The sequence below is a fragment of the Streptomyces sp. NPDC006365 genome (genome assembly GCF_042870755.1).
Lineage (GTDB): Bacteria > Actinomycetota > Actinomycetes > Streptomycetales > Streptomycetaceae > Streptomyces > Streptomyces xiangluensis.
In genome coordinates this window covers 71,499-89,410 of the sequence record NZ_JBIAHS010000016.1, presented here as the reverse complement: position 1 = coordinate 89,410, position 17,912 = coordinate 71,499, and the positions used below count along the sequence as shown (strand labels likewise).

The 17,912-nt window shown below is 68.5% G+C and carries 15 protein-coding genes and 1 tRNA gene; 8 read left to right on the top strand and 8 right to left on the bottom strand.

Annotated elements, in window-relative coordinates:
• The first annotated feature begins 129 nt into the window (after positions 1 to 129).
• The 5 genes from ACFYO0_RS33720 to ACFYO0_RS33700 are packed head-to-tail and all read left to right on the top strand — an operon-like array spanning position 130 to position 7,023.
• The gene (locus tag ACFYO0_RS33720; RefSeq protein WP_388683758.1) at positions 130 to 369 is read left to right on the top strand and encodes a hypothetical protein; all 240 of its coding nucleotides are present in this window, start codon (positions 130 to 132) and stop codon (positions 367 to 369) included.
• A gap of 38 nt (positions 370 to 407) precedes the next feature.
• A complete protein-coding gene (locus ACFYO0_RS33715; protein WP_388683756.1) occupies positions 408 to 830 on the top strand; it encodes a hypothetical protein in 423 nt (140 codons plus the stop codon).
• A complete protein-coding gene (locus ACFYO0_RS33710; protein ID WP_388683754.1) occupies positions 820 to 1,476 on the top strand; it encodes a hypothetical protein in 657 nt (218 codons plus the stop codon). Before ACFYO0_RS33715 ends, ACFYO0_RS33710 begins: the two co-directional genes overlap by 11 nt.
• 2 nt (positions 1,477 to 1,478) lie before the next feature.
• Positions 1,479 to 6,251 carry a putative T7SS-secreted protein gene (locus ACFYO0_RS33705; protein WP_388683752.1) on the top strand — a complete coding sequence of 1,591 codons (4,773 nt, stop codon included), beginning with the start codon at positions 1,479 to 1,481 and terminating at the stop codon, positions 6,249 to 6,251.
• A gap of 13 nt (positions 6,252 to 6,264) precedes the next feature.
• Positions 6,265 to 7,023 (top strand): hypothetical protein, encoded by a 759-nt coding sequence (locus ACFYO0_RS33700; protein WP_388683749.1) that lies wholly within the window; start codon positions 6,265 to 6,267, stop codon positions 7,021 to 7,023.
• A 505-nt stretch (positions 7,024 to 7,528) separates the two neighbouring features.
• Here the strand turns inward: ACFYO0_RS33700 and ACFYO0_RS33695 are convergent.
• The 3 genes from ACFYO0_RS33695 to ACFYO0_RS33685 form a co-directional block, all read right to left on the bottom strand.
• Entirely contained in the window at positions 7,529 to 8,527 is a 999-nt protein-coding gene (locus ACFYO0_RS33695) for a hypothetical protein (RefSeq protein ID WP_388683747.1), read from the bottom strand.
• A gap of 286 nt (positions 8,528 to 8,813) precedes the next feature.
• Positions 8,814 to 10,364, bottom strand: a complete 1,551-nt coding sequence (locus ACFYO0_RS33690; RefSeq protein ID WP_388683744.1) for an N-6 DNA methylase — start codon at positions 10,362 to 10,364, stop codon at positions 8,814 to 8,816.
• 5 nt (positions 10,365 to 10,369) lie between these two features.
• Positions 10,370 to 11,248 (bottom strand): restriction endonuclease subunit S, encoded by an 879-nt coding sequence (locus ACFYO0_RS33685; RefSeq protein ID WP_388683742.1) that lies wholly within the window; start codon positions 11,246 to 11,248, stop codon positions 10,370 to 10,372.
• A gap of 21 nt (positions 11,249 to 11,269) precedes the next feature.
• Here ACFYO0_RS33685 and ACFYO0_RS33680 point away from each other — a divergent pair, with 21 nt between their 5' ends.
• Entirely contained in the window at positions 11,270 to 11,542 is a 273-nt protein-coding gene (locus ACFYO0_RS33680) for a hypothetical protein (RefSeq protein ID WP_388683740.1), read from the top strand.
• A 28-nt stretch (positions 11,543 to 11,570) separates the two neighbouring features.
• On the opposite strand, the gene ACFYO0_RS33675 is transcribed toward ACFYO0_RS33680, so the two are convergent.
• Together ACFYO0_RS33675 and ACFYO0_RS33670 are read right to left on the bottom strand one after the other, a co-directional pair.
• Entirely contained in the window at positions 11,571 to 12,950 is a 1,380-nt protein-coding gene (locus ACFYO0_RS33675) for an N-6 DNA methylase (RefSeq protein ID WP_388683738.1), read from the bottom strand.
• A gap of 41 nt (positions 12,951 to 12,991) precedes the next feature.
• Entirely contained in the window at positions 12,992 to 13,177 is a 186-nt protein-coding gene (locus tag ACFYO0_RS33670; RefSeq protein WP_388683734.1) for a hypothetical protein, read from the bottom strand.
• Positions 13,178 to 13,887: 710 nt separating this feature from the next.
• Here ACFYO0_RS33670 and ACFYO0_RS33665 point away from each other — a divergent pair.
• Both ACFYO0_RS33665 and ACFYO0_RS33660 read left to right on the top strand, forming a co-directional pair.
• Positions 13,888 to 14,139, top strand: coding sequence for a hypothetical protein (locus tag ACFYO0_RS33665; protein WP_388683732.1), 252 nt, complete (start codon positions 13,888 to 13,890; stop codon positions 14,137 to 14,139).
• The gene (locus tag ACFYO0_RS33660) at positions 14,139 to 14,531 is read left to right on the top strand and encodes a type II toxin-antitoxin system VapC family toxin (RefSeq protein ID WP_388683729.1); all 393 of its coding nucleotides are present in this window, start codon (positions 14,139 to 14,141) and stop codon (positions 14,529 to 14,531) included. The genes ACFYO0_RS33665 and ACFYO0_RS33660 overlap by 1 nt, the downstream gene beginning before the upstream one ends.
• A gap of 123 nt (positions 14,532 to 14,654) precedes the next feature.
• Here the strand turns inward: ACFYO0_RS33660 and ACFYO0_RS33655 are convergent.
• The 3 genes from ACFYO0_RS33655 to ACFYO0_RS33645 all read right to left on the bottom strand — a co-directional run bounded on the left by ACFYO0_RS33655 (position 14,655) and on the right by ACFYO0_RS33645 (position 17,811).
• Positions 14,655 to 14,728: transfer RNA gene (locus ACFYO0_RS33655), tRNA-Thr, on the bottom strand.
• Positions 14,729 to 14,830: 102 nt separating this feature from the next.
• Positions 14,831 to 16,483, bottom strand: coding sequence for an alpha/beta hydrolase (locus ACFYO0_RS33650; protein WP_388683727.1), 1,653 nt, complete (start codon positions 16,481 to 16,483; stop codon positions 14,831 to 14,833).
• Between the two features lie 122 nt (positions 16,484 to 16,605).
• A complete protein-coding gene (locus tag ACFYO0_RS33645) occupies positions 16,606 to 17,811 on the bottom strand; it encodes a DNA polymerase III subunit delta' (protein ID WP_388683725.1) in 1,206 nt (401 codons plus the stop codon).
• Between the last annotated feature and the right edge of the window lie 101 nt (positions 17,812 to 17,912).

Sequence of the window (17,912 nt, the reverse complement as noted above, 5' to 3'; positions counted from 1 at the left end):
GCGGTCTTGCGTCGGCCCGGGCAGGAACGGAACGGCCACCGCGTGATCGACGGGGGTTGTGTGGACTCCCGAAGATCGCGTGGTGGCCGCGGGCCGTAGCGCGGCCCTTGCCGTCGGCGGTCGATGTTCATGACGACGGCGTCCACCCTGGCCGTTCCGGCCGGCAGCGTGGTCATGGTCGCGGTGCAGCGCAGGCTCGGCCACTCCTCGATTCGGGTCACCTCCGGTATCCACACCAGCGTGCTGGAAGAGGTTGAGCGGGAAGCCGCCGCAGCGACCGTCGCCGTCGTCCCGCGGGAGCGGAAGAGGGTCTGCCCCGACCCGAGCAGACCTTCACGAGAACCGACCCTGTCATGCCACGCGTCTTGATCTACGGTGCCGTCAGTCACCTACGACGGGGAGGGTCCGTGGAGCAGACAAGGACAGCGCTCGCCGAGCGAATTGCCGAGCGGAGAAGGGGGATCGGTGACCCTCGTGCGCTGGTCGGTGAGATGCGGCGCTCGGTCTTTCTGGTGCCGACGGCCGACGGGGGCCTCTGGTCGGCGCGGTCCGGCGGGGTGCGGTGGATCTGCGGGTTCACCGACGAGGCCGCGCTGGCCCGGTTCGCCCTGCATCACTCATACGGTGATCAGCCCATGGACTACGCGGCGCTGCTGGGCGCCCGCATCGTCGACGAGGTCGTGCCGTCTCTGGACGAGCCCGCCGGCCTTGCCGTCGACATTGCCACCGAGGACGGGTCGATGTTCTTCCCGCCGGTCGTCGGCATCGTCCCGGACCGCGTCGCCGTCGACTCCGGCGAGGCACAGGAGGGGCGCGACCTTGGGCGGTGACGGGGCTGACCTGCAATTCGACAAGGCGTCTGTCGCGAAGTTCACGCAGGGCGTGGGCGCGACCATCGACCAGCTCGGTGAACTCGGCGGCGCCACCGGTTCGGTGATGGGCAAGGGCTTCTCGGAGCTGTCGATGACCGGGATGGAGGCCGGGCACCACGGCCTCTCGGTCGACTTCGAGGATTTCTGCGAGCGCTGGGAGTGGGGTGTGCGAGCCCTGGTGAGTGATGCCGGCGCGCTCGCGAACCGCCTCGGCCTGGCGGCGGGCACCCAGTGGGAGCACGACCAGTACGTCGAGGGCTCACTGAAGGTGGGCGTCAACTCCGTGATGGGCGGCAACCCGCACGCCACCGAGGAGGAGATCACCCAGCAGGACTGGGGCGAGGTGTTCACGCCGGACGCCCTCGACCCGGACTGGAGCGCCGAGTCGTGGGAGCAGGCCGGTCAGGAGATGGAGCAGACGTGGAAAGACACCGGCCGCACCGTCCTCACCGAGGGCCAGGGCGGCCGGCGGTCCGAGATGCTGGGCGACGCGCTCGGCATCTCCGACGACCAGTGGAATCAGGCGCTGGACGACACCTTCGGCCCGTCGCCGGAGGAACGCGCCCAGCAGGCGCAGCAGCAGGGTGAGTCCGGGGGGAACTGACTGTGGGTATCGGCGACTTCATCAGTGACATCACGCCCGACTCGGTCGAGAACGCGGTCGAGGACGGCGTCGAGTGGGCCGGCAACCGGGTCGAGGACGCCGGGAACTGGACCGCCGACCGGCTGGATGACGTCGGCTGGGAGTCGGGTGCGGACTGGGTGCGCGAGCAGTCCCGTTCGGTCGCCAACCGGATGGGCGCCGAGGTCGACGAGATGGACCTCGGGCAGACTGAGGACAAGACCAAGCTGATCTACGGCAGCCCCGCCGAACTCGACGCCACCGCCAAGAAACTCCGGGCCTTCCAGACGGCCTTCGACGACACCGGCGACGGTCTCAGGGGCCTCGACTCCTCCCGGCTCAAGGGCGAAGCGGCCGAAGCGCTGCGCATCGCGGTGAGCACCCAGCCGCCCAAGTGGTACGCCGCCGCCGACGCCTGCGCGAAGGCGCTCGGCGCGCTCGACGCGTTCGCCGACACCGTCACCTGGGCGCAGGGACAGGCGCAGGCAGCGATCGACAAGTGGAAGGAGGGTGTCAAGGCGTCCGAGGACGCCGCCGACGCCCACCGCACGAAGGTCGACGGCTACAACGCCGCCGTCGACCGCTACAACGCCTCGCCCGCCGACGAGCGCGACCCGTCCTCGCTCCCTCCCAGGCCCGCGGAGACGTTCCACGACCCCGGCAAGCAGCTGATGCAGGATGCCCAGGACATCCTCGCCGAGGCCCGCAAGCAGCGGAACTCGGCGGCGGAGACCGCGCGTACGGCGGTCCGCGCCGCCCGCGACATGGCCCCGGAGAAGCCGTCGTACGCCGACCAGTTGAGCGACGGCGTCCAGGAACTGCAGATCATGGGCGACCACGTCGGCGGCGGCATCATCAAGGGCACGGCGGGGATCCTCAACTTCGTCCGGGGCATCAACCCCATGGACCCGTACAACCTCACGCACCCGGCCGAGTACGCCACGTCCCTCAACAGCCTTGCCGCCGGTCTGGTGGTCGCCGCCAACGATCCCATCGGCACCGGTACCCAGATGGTCAAGGACTTCATGAAGGACCCGGCCGAGGGCTTCGGCCGTCTGTTGCCGGATGTCGCACTGACCGTGGCCACGGGCGGCGGCGGCGCCGCGGTGAAGGGTGTGCGCATCGCCGAGGAGGCCGCCGACGCCGCACGGGCGCGCAAGCTGATCGACGACGACCCGGACGGCGCCCACAACACCCCGGACGGCGACCGCAACCAGGGCGGCGACCCGGTGGACCTCGCCACGGGCCGGATGTACCTGCCCCAGACCGACGTCGAACTGCCCGGCATCCTGCCGCTGGTCTTCACCCGCCGCACCGAGTCCGGTTGCACGGTCGGCCGCTTCCTGGGTCCCGCCTGGACGTCCACCGTCGACGAGCGTCTGCAGATCGACGCCATCGGCGTCGTCCACGTCACCGCCGAGGGGCTCCTGATCCCGTACCCGCACCCGGTCCCCGGCGCGCCCACCACGCCGGAAACGAGCAGGGCCCGCACCCTGCTGGCCCGCGACGCCGACGGCGACTACACGGTCACCGACCCCGACAGCGGGCTCACCTTCCACTTCACCGCCCCGTCCGGTGGCGAGCCGGGAGGCGACGGTTCGGCCTGGCTGTCGGGCATCACCGAACGCAACGGCCACACGATCACCGTCGACCGCGGCGAGGACGGCCTGCCGCTGGCCCTGGTCCACTCGGCGGGCCACCAGGTGAAGCTGTCCGTCACCGACGGCCTGATCACCGCCCTGTCCCTGGCCGGGGCGGGCGAGGGCGGCGCGGACCTGCCCCTGATGAGCTACGGGTACGAGGAGGGCAACCTCACCGCCGTCACCAAGCCCTCCGGCGCCACCACCGCCTTCGCCTACGACGACCGCCGCCGCGTCATCGCCTGGATCGACTCCAACGGAAGCCGCTACGACTACGTCTACGACGACCGCGACCGCGTCGTGGCGGAGGGCGGTGAGGCCGGCCACGTCCAGATCACCCTGGCCTACACCGAACCCGACCCCGAGACGGGCCACCGCACCACCACGCTCACCACCGCCGAGGGGCACGCGACCCGCCATGTGTTCGGCGCCGGCTGCCGTCTCCTGGCCGTCACCGACCCGCTCGGCCACACCACCCGGTTCACCTACGACCCGCGCGGCAACCTCCTGACCCGCACCGATCCGCTGGGCCTCACCACCGCCTTCTCCTACGACGAGGACGGCCGGGCCGTCTCGGCCATCCGCCCCGACGGAAGCGAACTGCGTACCGTGCGGGGCCCGTTCGGTCTGCCGGTGGAGGTCGTCGGGCCGGACGGCGCCCGCATGGTCCATGAGTTCGACGAACGCGGCAACCGCACGGCAGTCTGCGACCAGGCCGGCTCCACCACCCGCTACACCTACGACCACGCAGGCCGACTCACCTCGGTCACCGACGCCCTCGGAGCCACGACACACGTGGTGTGCGACGCGGCAGGGCTGCCCGTGGAGGTGACCGACCCGGCCGGCGCCATCACCCGCACGGAGCGGGACGCCCTGGGAAGACCGGTCCGCATCATCGATCCTGTGGGCGGCGTCACCCGCCTGGAGTGGCACGCCGACGGGCAGCTCGCCCGGCGCACCGGCCCCGACGGCGCCACTCAGTCATGGACCTACGACGGCGAGGGCAACTGCCTCACCCACTCCGACGCGTCCGGTGGCGTCTCCCGCTTCGAGTACACCCACTTCGACCTGCCGGTCGCCCGCACGCGGCCCGACGGCGCCCGCTACGAGTTCGAGCACGACGCCGAGCTGCGCCTCACCCGCGTCACCAACCCGCAAGGGCTGACCTGGACCTACGAGTACGACGCCGCCGGTGACGTCGTCTCCGAGACCGACTTCGACGGCCGCACCCTCACCTACCGGGTGGACGCCGCGGGCCGGCTCGCCGCCCGCACCGACGCGCTCGGCGGGACCATCTCGTTCGAGCGCGACCAGCTCGGTCAGGTAGTCCACAAGGACGTCGACGGCCAGGTGACGACCTACGCCTACGACAGGGCAGGACGCCTGCTGGAGGCGGCCGGACCGGACAGCGAACTCCGCTACCAGTACGACCGACGCGGACACACCAAGGCGGAACTGGTCGACGGCCGCCCCATCCTGTACGCCCACGACGTCCTGGGCCGCCGTACACGCCGCACCACGCCCACCGGTCACGTCACCTCCTACTCCTACGGCTCCGAGGGACTGCCCCACCGCCTGACCAGCGGCGGTCACCGGATCGACTTCACGCACGACGCCGCCGGCCGGGAACTCGCCCGCGTCTTCGGCGACGCGATCACCATGGCCTCCGCCTGGGACGAAGCCGGACGGCTCTCCACGCAGCACATCACCGTCGGTGGGCGCGACGTCAACAGCCGTTCCTACTCCTACCGCGCCGACGGTCATCTGACCTCCGTCGCGGACCGGCTGTCGGGCTCCCGCACCTTCGACCTCGACCGGGTGGGCCGGGTCACCGCCGTCCACGCCCAGGGCTGGACGGAGCGGTACGCCTACGACGACGCCGGCAACCAGACCTCGGCGTCCTGGCCCTCCGGCCACCCCGGCCGCGAGGCCACCGGACCGCGCGCCTACACCGGCACCACCCTCACCCGCGCCGGAGACGTCCGCTTCGAGTACGACGCCCTCGGCCGGGTCACCCTGCGGCAGAAGACCCGCCTCTCCCGCAAGCCGGACACCTGGCGCTACACATGGGACACGGAGAACCGCCTCACCTCCGTGACCACCCCCGACGGGACCCGGTGGAGGTACCGCTACGACCCGCTCGGCCGCCGCACCGCGAAACAACGGCTGGCGGCCGACGGCGAGAGCGTGGTCGAGGAGGTCCGGTTCACCTGGGACGGGCTCACCCTGTGCGAACAGACCAGCCACCAGCCGGACGTTCCGAACACGGTCGCCCTCACCTGGGATCACCGGGATTTCGTCCCCCTGGCCCAGACCGAGCGCATCCTCACGGCCGACGACCGCCAGGAGGAGATCGACCGGCGGTTCTTCGCCATCGCCACCGACCTCGTCGGCACGCCGACCGAACTCATCGACGAGACGGGCGACATCGCCTGGCGCACCCGGAGCACGCTCTGGGGCACCACGGCCTGGTCCCGGGACAGCAGCGCGTACACCCCGCTGCGTTTCCCCGGCCAGTACTACGACCCCGAGACCGGCCTGCACTACAACTGCTTCCGCCACTACGACCCCGAGACCGGCCGCTACACCTCACCGGACCCACTGGGCCTGGCTCCCGCGCCGAATCCCGTCGGCTATGTGGACAACCCGTACAGCGGGTGCGACCCGCTGGGCCTCATGCCCAAGTACACGAAGGAGGAGAAGGCCCAGCAGGCCAGGGAAAAGGCCATCCAGACCGCGGACGAGGTCGTCGAGAGGGCCCAGGGCGACCGGATGAGAAAGGCCGGCAACTACCACGCGGATTCCATGCACAACTTCACCGACGAACGGGTCCTGGAGATCCTCAAGAGCCCGGACGCGGTGTACCACTCGACGGCGGGCAGCGGAAGGCTGGTCTTCCGGCAAGGGGAGGACATCGTGGTGGCGGAGGGTGGCGGCGCCGGGGCAGGCAATGCCATCACGGCATACGGCCCGTCCGGCACCAGAGGCGACTCCGGCGTGAGGGCGCTTGGCGGCTTGCCCAGCGATCCCGGTGGGCCGATCACCCACGCAGACGTCGTGGAGGGCAGGATTCCAGCCAAGAACGGCTACATGGCTCCCGCAGTGCAGATTCGATGAGGTGGCATTCACCATGAGACTCACCCTCGACGGCGACTGGAATGCGACGGTGACGGGCGATCCACTGCGCATCACCCCGCGCTTCGACTTTCCGGGCCAATATGTGCGCATTGCGGAGTACGCGGACGTGAAGGAATGGCAGCGGTTCCTCGCGGACACTTTCGGCAGCCAGGAGTGGCTGTGGGACGATCCCGACGAACTCCGGTTCGACCAGGCCGGCCGGGAACTGGTCGGCGCCGGGTTCCGAGTGCCCTATGAGTCCGCCTCTGCCGAGGACTGTGCCCGTGTTCCCACCACACCCCCCGTCCATCCAGGCGGCCTCCGCGCGGACAAGGCCCAGGGCTTCCGCCTGGAGGTGACGACCGAACTCTGCCGTGCTCCCGGGGACACCGTGCTGACCTGCCTACGCGACCTCGACGTCCTCGATGAGCCCCTGGAAGCCCGCATCGGCATCGCCCCCGACGTGGCGCTCCTTGTCCAGCACAACACCGTCGTCGGCTGGAGCCTGACCGACCCCGCGCGGTATCTCACCACCGGCTTCGCCGTCCCCGACCCGGCTCCCCCCGCCCCCGCCACCCGTCGCCTGCTCACCGAATGCCTGGACCTGATCACCACGCCGCTGCTCGACGAGGTGAGGGACCGCAACCCGGCCGCCCTTGCCCGCCTCCGTGCAGTCGACGAGGCCTTGCGCAACCAGCACGAGGACCGGCACCGCGCCGACGCCCTGCTCTCGCTCATCGCCAACCTGGTCGAGGACTACGGGAACGGGTGACGGTCGGCCCTTCGCCTGCTCACCGCTGGTGACGGCAAGCCGACGAAGCTGAGCGGCGCGCAATTGAGACCACGGGCACCAGGGCGGCCCACGCCCACTGCCGACGCGACATCCGCTCAACGCCAAAGCCCAGCTCAGACACTGTCTGGGCTGGGCTTCAAGGAGAGCCGCCTTCGGAATTCGAACCCGAGACCTACGCACTACGAGGGCTTGCGAGATCGTGACGGTCTCTGACCCGTGATCACGCTCGATCCGCTTTCCCTGGTCAGAGACTTGCAGAGCTCGAAGGCATGACGCTTGATCCAATGGGTGCCGAACCGTCCGCTCACGCATCGCTCACGCATTCGGCTTCCTGGCCGGGACTCCGGAGGCTAGTTCCGAGGCAGCGGCCAACTCGCCATGGGCGGCTGACCGCAAACTCGGTTGGGGACGAGAAGCAGATCGAGAACCAGGTCGAGCGCTGCCGCCTCGGGATCGACGGCCGCCTGATCATGAGGGCAGAGGCTCAGTCGTCGCAGCACTCGGTGACGACGAACCGTGTCCCCTCGAGCACCCCTCCGACAGGCGTCTCGGCCCACTTAGCAAGCAGGTCCGCCTGACCTTCGACCCGGTTCAACAGATCGGCGATCTCATCAGCGCCCGGCGACGTGGGGAGTACACAGCGAACTACCGCACTACCTGTTGCGCTATCGCAATCCTCGTAGTCCTCGTCGGGGTCATCGGGTACCCAGCGGCAGATCTCGACGTCCCAGGAATCGGCGCCGTCGTCACCGGGCTCCGGCGCATGGACAGACAGGTAGTACCCGTCCGAATCGTACGGCTCAGCGAAGATCGCAAGATTGGCCTCTTCCAGCCCCCCCAGCATGTCAGGGAACCGAGAGCAGGCGGTGACCAGCACCCGCAGGTTCGCGATGGCCTTCTCACGCTCCTCGGGAGTGATCCCTTCTTCGAGACGATCCAGCTGATCACGTGCCTCACGGCTCAGCATGTCCACTCCGCCGTCATACGTCACGAACGGCTGGCCGAAGTCCCAGGAACGCCGGCCCTCCGTCTCGGGCACGGAAGTTCCCTCTGAGTACTCGGCGAGCGCCTCGGACAACTGCCGTGCTTCCGTTTCCAGTTCCGCGTTGATCGCGATACGGATGGGCTCAGGCACCACCGTCAGAGCTTCGTCCAAATCGGCGAGCGCCTGGTGGAGTTGCAGACAGGTGTACTCGTACCACAGGCTGTGCGCACCGCTCAGAAGATCGGCGCGCGAAGCCAGGTCGGTCAGCGCTGCAATGTGCTTCGTCGGATAGTGCGCCACCCTGCGGCCACGACGATCATGAACGCTCACCGGGACGGTGGTGAGGGCGGAGATCCGATTGAGCGCGTCAACTATCGGTGCCGCAAGGGCGGATGTGGCCAGGCTCGTCACAGTCGACGACTCGACCCCACCCGGCCCCTGGTAGGTCGCCAGGATCTGCGTCTTCCCGCGGTTCGCGTGCTGAGAATAAACGGTCATGAGAACGCCTTTCGACCACCGAGCCGAGACAGCCTGGTGGTCACGGAAGAATGCGGAGAGAGGCGGTGGCGAGGGCGCGTTCCGACGCTCCGTACCTCGAAGAGACCGGCGGTGGCCCAGGTCCTGTCCCGAGCTCCCTACCTGCCTTCACCTTAGGCATACGCATCACACGCCACAACCAGGTTGCCCACCGAAGGTCGAAGGCCCGGCACTGCAAGTACAGAGCTCTGGTGTCGGATCGTGCAGATTCCGGCAAGCAAGGCACAAGTACTGGGCAACCGAGCGCTCACGCTCCAAGATGCTTCCGTATCTCAGCCTCCGTCCGATCTGCCGCATCCAGGAGTTCGAGAAGCTCCCGGGTCAGCTCCGCGACACGCTCCTCCACCGGGCTCTTCCGCTGCTCCTCACTGATATCCGCCGAACCCACGTAGCGTCCCGGAGTGAGGACGTGACCATGTTCGCGGGTCTCGCCGAGTCTTACGGAACGGCAAAAGCCGGTCACATCCCGGTACGCCTGCGAGGTATCCGTTCCCCGCCAAGCCCGGTACGTGCCGACGACCTCCCGGAGGTTCGCGTCTGTCAGCACGCGTTCTGCGCGGCCGATCATCTCCCCCATGGCGCGAGCATCGATGAACAGCACTTCACCACGACGATCGGCCAGATCCCGAACGCCCTGCGACGACTTGTCCTTCGTCAGAAACCAGACACATGCCGGAATCGAAGTACTCCGAAAGAGGCGGTCGGGCAGCGCGATCACGCAGGCGACCAGATCGTCCTCCATCACGGAGACACGAATCCGGTCCTCCCCCAGCTGCCGCGACGACAGAGAGCCGTTCGCCAGCACAACAGCGGCACTGCCGCGGTCGCCCAGCTTGGAAATGACATGCTGCAGCCAGGCAAAGTTCGCATTCCTCGCCGGTGGGACCCCGTACCGCCAGCGCGGATCGAACTCATCGCGGGCCCAGTCACTGATGTTGAAGGGCGGGACGGCCATCACGAAGTCCGCCTTGAGCTCCCGCAGCCGGTCCTCCGCCAAGGTGTCGGCCCATCGACGGCCTATACCGCTCGAGGCCATCCCGTGGAGATCCAGGTTCATCTTCGCCAGCTGCCAGGTGCGCTGATTGATCTCCTGTCCGTAGACCCGGAGCCCCTCGGCGTGTTCCCGCCCTCGATGTGTCTCCACGAACCAACGAGCCTGGACCAGCAGTCCGCCCGCACCACAGCACGGGTCGTACACCCGGCCTTCGTGCGGCTCCAGCATCTCGACCAGTAGTCGTGCCACGCTCCTCGGCGTGTGGAACTCCCCGCCTCGCCTCCCTTCGACGCGGGCGAACTCGTCCAAAAAGTGCAGGAAGTACTCATACAGCTCTCCCACGCCAGGTCGCGCCGTGCGTACCCCGCGTCCGATCACGCGTTCGTCGCCGAACAACGCGAACAATTCCAGGATGCGCTGGTCGTCCACACGGCCGGCGAGCCCGAGGCCGTCCGGAAAGACGTTGTCGAGGTCCCGGTTGCTCCGCGTCAGTGCGCGCAGCGCATCGTCGAGGGTCTCACCTGCAGGGCACCCGGGCTCCCCCAACCTCTCGGCCAGCACGTCCCAGCGAGCGGCAGGCGGTATCCAACGCATGCCCACGGTGGTGTACGCGTCCGGATCGTCCACGAAGCCCTCACCGAGCTGCCGACGGGACTCCTCGAACTCGATGAAGAGATAACGAAGATAGAGAAGTCCGAGTAGGACGTGCTTGTACTCAGCCGCGTCCATGCCGCCGCGCAGCTTGTCCGCGGCCTTCCAGATCAGCTCCGTGACCGCTGTGGGTGTTCTCCTTCGAGGCGGCACCGGCTTCACCTCCTTCCCTTCGACTGCTCGGCCATCCGCGTCAACTCTGTTGTGATCAGCGCCTCAAGCACCCGGTTCTCGTCAAGTGCCATGGCTGCCCGCTCATGGAGCGGCGCCGCGACACGGGCAAACGGTTCCCTCACATGAATGGAGTCCGGCCAGGACACGGTGAAGCGTGTGAACGCCTTTCGGCTCATCTCGCGCCCTTGCTGCCCCTGCGCCGTGGAGACGAGTTCCTTGCTCCTGGACCGCAGCTCGTGCAGCAGCCACATCCGGTCCGCCTCTCTCTCGATACGGACCGCAAGCGTTCCGCGTCCGGGAACCAGGGGAATCCGGGACACCACCGTTTCCACCCCGCCGGGCCTGGGCGCAACCAGAATCGTCCCCGCAGCACACACCGCGTGGCGAAGCGCCCAGGTGGTCTGATCGGTTCGGTCGAGATGGGCGAGCCTGTGCCGAAGGACCTCGGCCGGTGCCGCCCACGCCACGGGGTTACCTCCTTCGAACACATCGGACCTCCGCATCCCACCCACTACTTCACCCACGTCGCCAATCGCTGCGACCGGCCTTGTCGCGTCCTTGTGCTCCTCCAGGCATCTGGCGAAGTGCGCGTCCGCGAGTTCCATCGCGCACGCCGCGATCCGGGTGTTCAGCATCATCCGTCGTTCGATGAGGCGCATCGTGCGGAGGAGCCGTGTACGAAGGTCGAGGGGAGGCATCGGTACAGGGAGCTGCGTAAGTGTGGCGATGGTCAATGTGGAGTGCGCCGAGCCCGCTGAACTCTCCGAGCACCGAGCGCGAGCTTCCGGTGTCTTCAACCACCACTTGAGCCATGTACTGATGCCGTACTGTTGCCCCGTTTCGGTGAAGCGGACGACGCCCACCGACCGGGCGGCGTTCCATCCGTGCTGCTCCGCGCCGACGACTGCGGCGTCCCCGATCCGGCCCACCAGAACGACGACAAGGTCGCCTGCGACGAGGGAGGTCCGCTGGTGACGGCGGTGCACAGCTGCGTCGATCATCCTGGGATTGCTCTGGTCCACCACGCCACCCGCGATGTCCCCCGCCTGGAGCAGAGGCACTCCTGCGGGCTGGTGCGGGCCGGGTGTGACGATGCCGTACGTCACCGAATCGACACCGGGAAGCTCACCCAGGGGACGGAGCCCCCAGGCCTGTGAAGCGACCATGGCCTCTTCCTCGTCCAACTCACGTCTCCCTCAACACGGATCGGAGCCGCTTGTCGATCCGTGCGGCCTTTTCAAAGCGCCCGTACAGCTCCTCCTTCAGGCTCCGCTCGGCGACATCGTGATCGGACGAAGACCCGGTAGCCACGGGCGACGAACGGACGTAGTTCCCGGGAGTCAGGTCATACCCGTACGCCTCGATCTCTTCGCGACGGACCGAACGGCACCAACTCGCCTCCTCCTGCGGGCCGTCGATCACCGCGTCACCACTGTCGGCGCCGCGCCAGGCCGCAAAGATCCGGCAGATCCGCGTCACCTCCTCGTCCGCCAGCTGCCGTCGAGAGCGGTCCGCGCGTTTGGCGAGCCTTCGCGCGTCCACAAAAAGGACTTCGCCGGGGCGAGGATTCCTCCCCCAACCGATATGGGGAGTCTTGTCCTTGCTGAGAAACCACAGACTCGCGCCGATCCTGGTGTGCGGGAACAACCCGGCGGGCAGCGCCACGACACCTGCGAGGACATCGGTCTCCACCATGCGCTGCCGGATCTGTTTCTCTTCCCCCCGAGTGCTCCTCGCGGCGCCATCCGCCAGCAGGACGACTGCACGCCCTCTCGGGGAGAGTTCGCTCAGGATGTGCTGGACCCAGGCGAAGTTCGCACTGCCCTTGGGCGGCTGGCCGAAGCTCCAGCGCGGGTCTCCCACCAGCTCATCGTGTCCCCAACCGGACATCTTGAAAGGCGGATTGGCGAGTACGACATCAGCAGCCAACCCCGTGGATCCGCCCCGCAGGCTGTCAACGGCGCTGGTGCCGAGATCTCCGGGCAGCGAGTTGAGCGTGAGGTTCATCGCTGCCACGCGCCGCGCCTCGGTACTGATATCCCTACCGCACACAACCGCTACATCGTTCCCAGTCCCCTGACGTCCAGCCCATCGTGCGGCCTCGACGAGGAGCCTCCCGGATCCACAGACCGGATCCAGCACACGTTCACCGGCGCGAGGCCCGGCCAGCCCCGCCACCAGCCGGGCGATTCCCCGAGGCGTGTAGTAGTTCCCGCCCTGGCCGAACCTGTGCGAGTACCGGTCGAGGCACGCATCGAACAGGCGGACCGGCTGGCCCGCCGACTCAACCCGGTCGACCTCGGCGATCAGCGCGGCCAGCCGCCGGTCTGCCTCTCCGAACAGTCCGACGGCTCCGGCGGAGCGACGCACCCCCAACCTGAAGACACTGTCGAGCCGCGTGTTCGCCCAGGCCATGTTCAGCGCCGGTTCCGCAGGCCCGAAGTGTCTGACGAGGGGGGACCAGAGCGCTCTCCCCGAAGAACGCAGGAAGATCACCTGAAACGCGACCTGGTACGCGTCTTCCGGGGCAACCATCTCGCACAGCGCGTCGATCGCGCGCCACACGCGCCTGAATGCGGGAGACCCTGCAGCCTCAGCCTCTGCCGTCACGACGTCTTCAGCCAGGTGATGGTCGCCATGCCAAGGCCCATGGCGACACCGAACGCCACCCCGCCGCTCTTGACCGCCCCCACCACCTGTCCTCCGTCGGCGAACTGAAGGATGCCGGCCAGCAGTCCCACGATCACCGATGCCAGGACGACCAACGCAAACAGCAGCGCCTTGTGCTGCACGCCACAACTCCCCTCGGACTCAAAGCATCTAACGAAGCTTCTGACGCAACGAACCTAGCCGCCGAGGACAGCACGCGAGAACAGCATGCGATTTGGGTTTTTGGAGCAGCAGGAAGCCCATGCAAGGCCGCCGTCAATCGCCGGACTGACGACCAGGCACTTTCGGCCTCGCCCTCATCGTCAGGGTCCCCGCCGGCGTGCCGGCACGGACCCACATCACCCTGGCCTCGACCGTCAACCAGCGCCGTCTCGGCCTGACCCCGTACCGGGCCGCCCGTTCGGCCAGGCCGGTGCAGGCCGGGGTGCGGGCCCGGCGCGCACCCCGTGCGCGGTGTGTAGGTCAGCTGGCGCAGAAGGACGCGCAGGTGGACTCGCAGCCGCCGGTGTCACAGTCCTCGGTCACCGGCATCGGCAAGTCCGTGATCGAGATGGTTGAGCTGCCGGTCGTCGTCGGCGATCGGCGCCGTCTCGGTCGTCGCGGTTGCCCTCCAGTACGTCCGAAGGGGTGGGCGGGCCCGCCCACGGGAAGCCCGGACGAGGGAGTGCAAGCCCCCGCAGCCAGCTGCATGGGCTTGTGTGCAGCTGAGTGCATGGATACCGCGTTCGGGCGCAGAAGGTGTGGGCTGGCGGCCCGCTCTCACCTGACTGCGCAGGCCATCCACTCACCCGACTTCAGACACGGGATTACCACCGCTGGTAGGATCTGAACCATGAGTGGTAGCAAGAAGTATTCGATCAGCCTCCCCGAAGACCTCGCTGAGGCCGTACGTACCCACGTAGGCCCAGGCGGCTTCTCCGCCTACGTAGCCGAGGCCCTGGAGCAGCGTGTAGCCATGGACAAGCTTCGTGAGATCGTCGCCGACTTCGAGACCGACAACGACCCGCTGTCCCGCGAAGAGATCGAAGCGGCCCGCGCCGTACTGCGCCATGATCAGCGCGACTCGAGCGGTGCCGCAGCCTGATGCCCGGCACGCTCCTCCTCGACAGCGATGGCCTGTCCAAGCTCTACCTCAAGGACCGCACCGTCCTGACTCTCGTTCAAGCAGCCTCGGAAGAAGGCACCCGAGTGGCCACGACCGCCATGACCACGCTTGAGGCGGACTACGAGCGCATCCACCCCGCCCGCATCCGGTGGGTACTCTCCCGGATCGACGTCCATGACGTCACCAAGAGCGTCACCGACCAAGCGGCAGCGCTGTTGCGCAGCCACCACCTCAGCGGCCACAAGTACGCCATTGACGCCGTCCTTGCGGCCATTGCACGCTCGGCGCCAAGACCAGTCACCGTCCTCACCTCCGACCCTGAGGACATCAGTCTGCTCTGTGGACCCGCCGTCGAGGTCATCAAAGCCTGACGCCTACAGATCGCGGGCACCCCCGCTCAGCATGACACTGTGCAAGCCCTCGACCACGCACGGCAATCAGTCAACGGAACGCAAAAAGCCCAGGTCACAAACTATGAGACCTGGGCTTCTCAGAGCCGCCTTCGGGATTCGAACCCGAGACCTACGCATTACGAGTGCGTTGCTCTGGCCATCTGAGCTAAGGCGGCGGGCTGCCTGCACTATGGTGCGATCGGCAACGCCGGTAAGTCTACACAGTTTCCGGGGGTGCTCCGTACGCGCCCTCGGGGCACCCCCGGTGGGCCTCGTGATCAGGTGGCTGAGCAGCGCTTTCCCTGGGATGGAGGGGTGCCTGCGAGCAGGTAGCGGTTGAGTGTGGAGTCGATGCAGTTGCTGCCGCGGCCGTATGCCGTGTGGCCGTCTCCGTCGTAGGTGAGAAGGGTGGCGGAGGAGAGCTGGGCGGCGAGGGACTGGGACCAGGCGTAGGGGGTCGCGGGGTCGCGGGTGGTACCCACCACGACGATGGGGGCGGCGCCCTTCGCCTCGATGCGATGGGGTTCGCCGGTCGGGTGGACCGGCCAGTACGTGCAGTTCAGGGAGGCCCAGGCCAGGCTCTCGCCGAAGACCGGGGAAGCCTTCTCGAAGGAGGGAAGGGCTTCTTCGAGTGCCTCGGGGGAGGAGAAGGCGGCCGGGAGGTCCAGGCAGTTGACCGCCGCGTTCGCGGACATGAGGTTCGCGTACTGGCCGTCGGGGCCGCGCTCGTAGTAGGTGTCGGCGAGGGTGAGCAGGCCCGCGCCGTCCTCGTTCTTCATGGCCGTGGTCAGGGCCTCCCGCAGTCGAGGCCAGGCCGCCTCGTCGTACATCGCCGTGATGACGCCCATCGTCGCCAGCGACTCCCCGAGCTTGCGGCCGTCCGCGTCGCCGGCCTCGATGGGCGCGGCGTCGAGCTGCCGGAAGAAGGCCTTCAGGTTCTTGCCGACCTGGTCCGGTGTGGTGCGCGCGCCGCCCAGCGGGCAGTCGGACCTGCGTACGCAGTCCTTCGCGAAGGCCCGGAATGCCGTCTCGAAGCCGGCCGTCTGGTCCTCGTTCAACCGGCGCGCGGGCAGCGACGGGTCCATCGCCCCGTCCAGGACCAGCCGCCCCACCCGGTCCGGGAACAGGCCCGCGTACGTCGCACCCAGGAACGTCCCGTACGAGGCACCGACGTACGTCAGCTTCTCGTCGCCCAGCACCGCCCGCAGGATGTCCATGTCGCGGGCCGCCTCGACCGTGGACACATGCCGCAGCACTCTGGCCGAGCGTCGCCCGCAGCCCTCCGTGAACTCCCTGACGGCGTCGACCAGTTGCCCCTTCTCCCGTCGGTTGTCGGGGGTGAGGTCGGCCTGCGTGTACTCGTCCATCTGCCGGCCGGTGAGGCATTCGACCGGCTCGCTGCGGGCGACGCCGCGGGGGTCGACCGCGACCATGTCGTAGCGCGCGCGGACATCCTCCGGGTAGCCGACACCCGCGTACGACTGGACGTAACCGGTCGCCGAGCCGCCCGGGCCTCCCGGGTTGACCAGCAGCGAACCGATTCGCTTGCCCGGGCCCGTGGCCTTCTTGCGGGTGACGGCCAGCCTGATGTCGCCGGAGGCCGGCTTGGCGTAGTCGAGCGGGGCCTTGAGCGTGGCGCACTGGAAGCCGGGGGCGTCACAGCCGCGCCACTTCAGCTTCTGGCCGTAGTACGGAGCGAGCGCCGCCGGCGTGGCCTCGGGCAGCGCGTTCAGTGCCGAGGCCACCGCCCGGCTGGCCGAAGTCGTCGAACTCCCCACGGAACAGGCGGAGATGAGCAGTCCGGCGAGCGCGAGCAGAGTGCCGCACACACGAAGGAACCGACGAGAAGGGGATGAATGAGCGTGATGCCGGGAAGGGCGGGAACGAGTTGCTCTGGTCCGGGTTGGCATGGAATGGCGCCTGATGTGCATCAAGCGAGCGTAACCCTGTGCGATGAATCGACCACCTAAGGTCGCCCTCGCGCCTCATACGAGTGACCCGTCAACCTGCCGGACGCCAGCCCTCTGCCTCTGAACCCACTGCCTCCTGGCCCTCACCCCGCCCGCAACGCCATCGTCATCGCCTCCACCGCAAGCAGCGGGGCCACATTCCGGTCGAGGGCCTCGCGGCAGGCGGCGATCGCTTCTATGCGGCGCAGGGTGGTCTCTGGGGTCGTGCCTCGGGCCAGGCGCTCCAGCGTGTCCTGCATCTCCGTGTTGGCGAGGGCGCGGCTGGTACCGAACTGGAGGGCGAGGACGTCGCGGTAGAAGGCCGTGAGGTCGATCAGGGCGAGGTCCAGACTGTCGCGCTGCGTACGGGTCCTGCGGCGCTTCTGTTTGTCCTCCAGTTCCTTCATCACGCCCGCTGTGCCGCGCGGCATCCGGCCGCCCTGGGCCGCGCCGAGCGCCGCCTTCAGCTCCTCGGTCTCCTTGGCGTCGATCTCCTCGGCCATCTGCTTGGCGTCCTCGGAGGCCGCGTCGATCAGCTCCTGGGCCGCCTTCAGGCAGCCGCCGACGTCGTCGACACGAAGCGGGAGCTTGAGGACGGCGGCGCGGCGCTCGCGGGCGCTCGGGTCCGTGGCCAGGCGGCGGGCGCGGCCCACGTGCCCCTGGGTGGCGCGGGCGGCGACAGCCGCGACATCCGGTTCGATCCCGTCGCGGCGTACGAGGATGTCGGCGACCGCCGCCACAGGAGGCGTCCGGAGCGTGAGGTGGCGGCAGCGGGAGCGGATGGTCGGCAGGACGTCCTCCAGGGAGGGCGCGCACAGGAGCCAGACGGTGCGGGGGGCGGGCTCCTCCACGGCCTTCAGCAAGACGTTGCCCGCACCCTCCGTCAGGCGGTCGGCGTCCTCCATGACGATGACCTGCCAGCGGCCTGTGGCGGGCGACATCTGGGCACGGCGCACCAGGTCACGGGTCTCCTTGACGCCGATCGACAGGAGGTCGGTGCGGACGATCTCCACATCGGCGTGCGTACCGATCAGGCTCGTATGGCAGCCGTCGCAGAACCCGCAGCCGGGGGATCCGCCGAGGGCGCGGTCGGGGCTCACGCACTGGAGAGCCGCGGCGAAAGCCCTCGCCGCCGTGGAACGGCCCGAGCCCGGCGGCCCCGTGAACAGCCAGGCGTGCGTCATCTTCGATGTCTCGGGCAGTGGGGCGGCGGCGGCCACGGCCGTGACCAGGGCGTCGGCGTCCCGGGCGGCGGCGTCGAGCTGCTCGCTCACCTTCTCCTGACCCACCAGGTCGTCCCATACGGGCATGGGTTGCCGCCCCTCCGTCGCACATCTGCCTTGCCGCGTCCCATTGTGCGGGAGGGCACTGACAACAGGGCCTCACGCCTTCGCGTCAGCACCCGCGACAC

Coding starts and splice junctions, on each gene's coding strand:
- ACFYO0_RS33665 (WP_388683732.1), top strand. CDS start 13,888: ATGAGTGGTAGCAAGAAGTATTCGATCAGCCTCCCCGAAGACCTCGCT.
- ACFYO0_RS33700 (WP_388683749.1), top strand. CDS start 6,265: ATGAGACTCACCCTCGACGGCGACTGGAATGCGACGGTGACGGGCGAT.
- ACFYO0_RS33650 (WP_388683727.1), bottom strand. CDS start 16,483: ATGCACATCAGGCGCCATTCCATGCCAACCCGGACCAGAGCAACTCGT.
- ACFYO0_RS33695 (WP_388683747.1), bottom strand. CDS start 8,527: ATGACCGTTTATTCTCAGCACGCGAACCGCGGGAAGACGCAGATCCTG.
- ACFYO0_RS33720 (WP_388683758.1), top strand. CDS start 130: ATGACGACGGCGTCCACCCTGGCCGTTCCGGCCGGCAGCGTGGTCATG.
- ACFYO0_RS33660 (WP_388683729.1), top strand. CDS start 14,139: ATGCCCGGCACGCTCCTCCTCGACAGCGATGGCCTGTCCAAGCTCTAC.
- ACFYO0_RS33645 (WP_388683725.1), bottom strand. CDS start 17,811: ATGCCCGTATGGGACGACCTGGTGGGTCAGGAGAAGGTGAGCGAGCAG.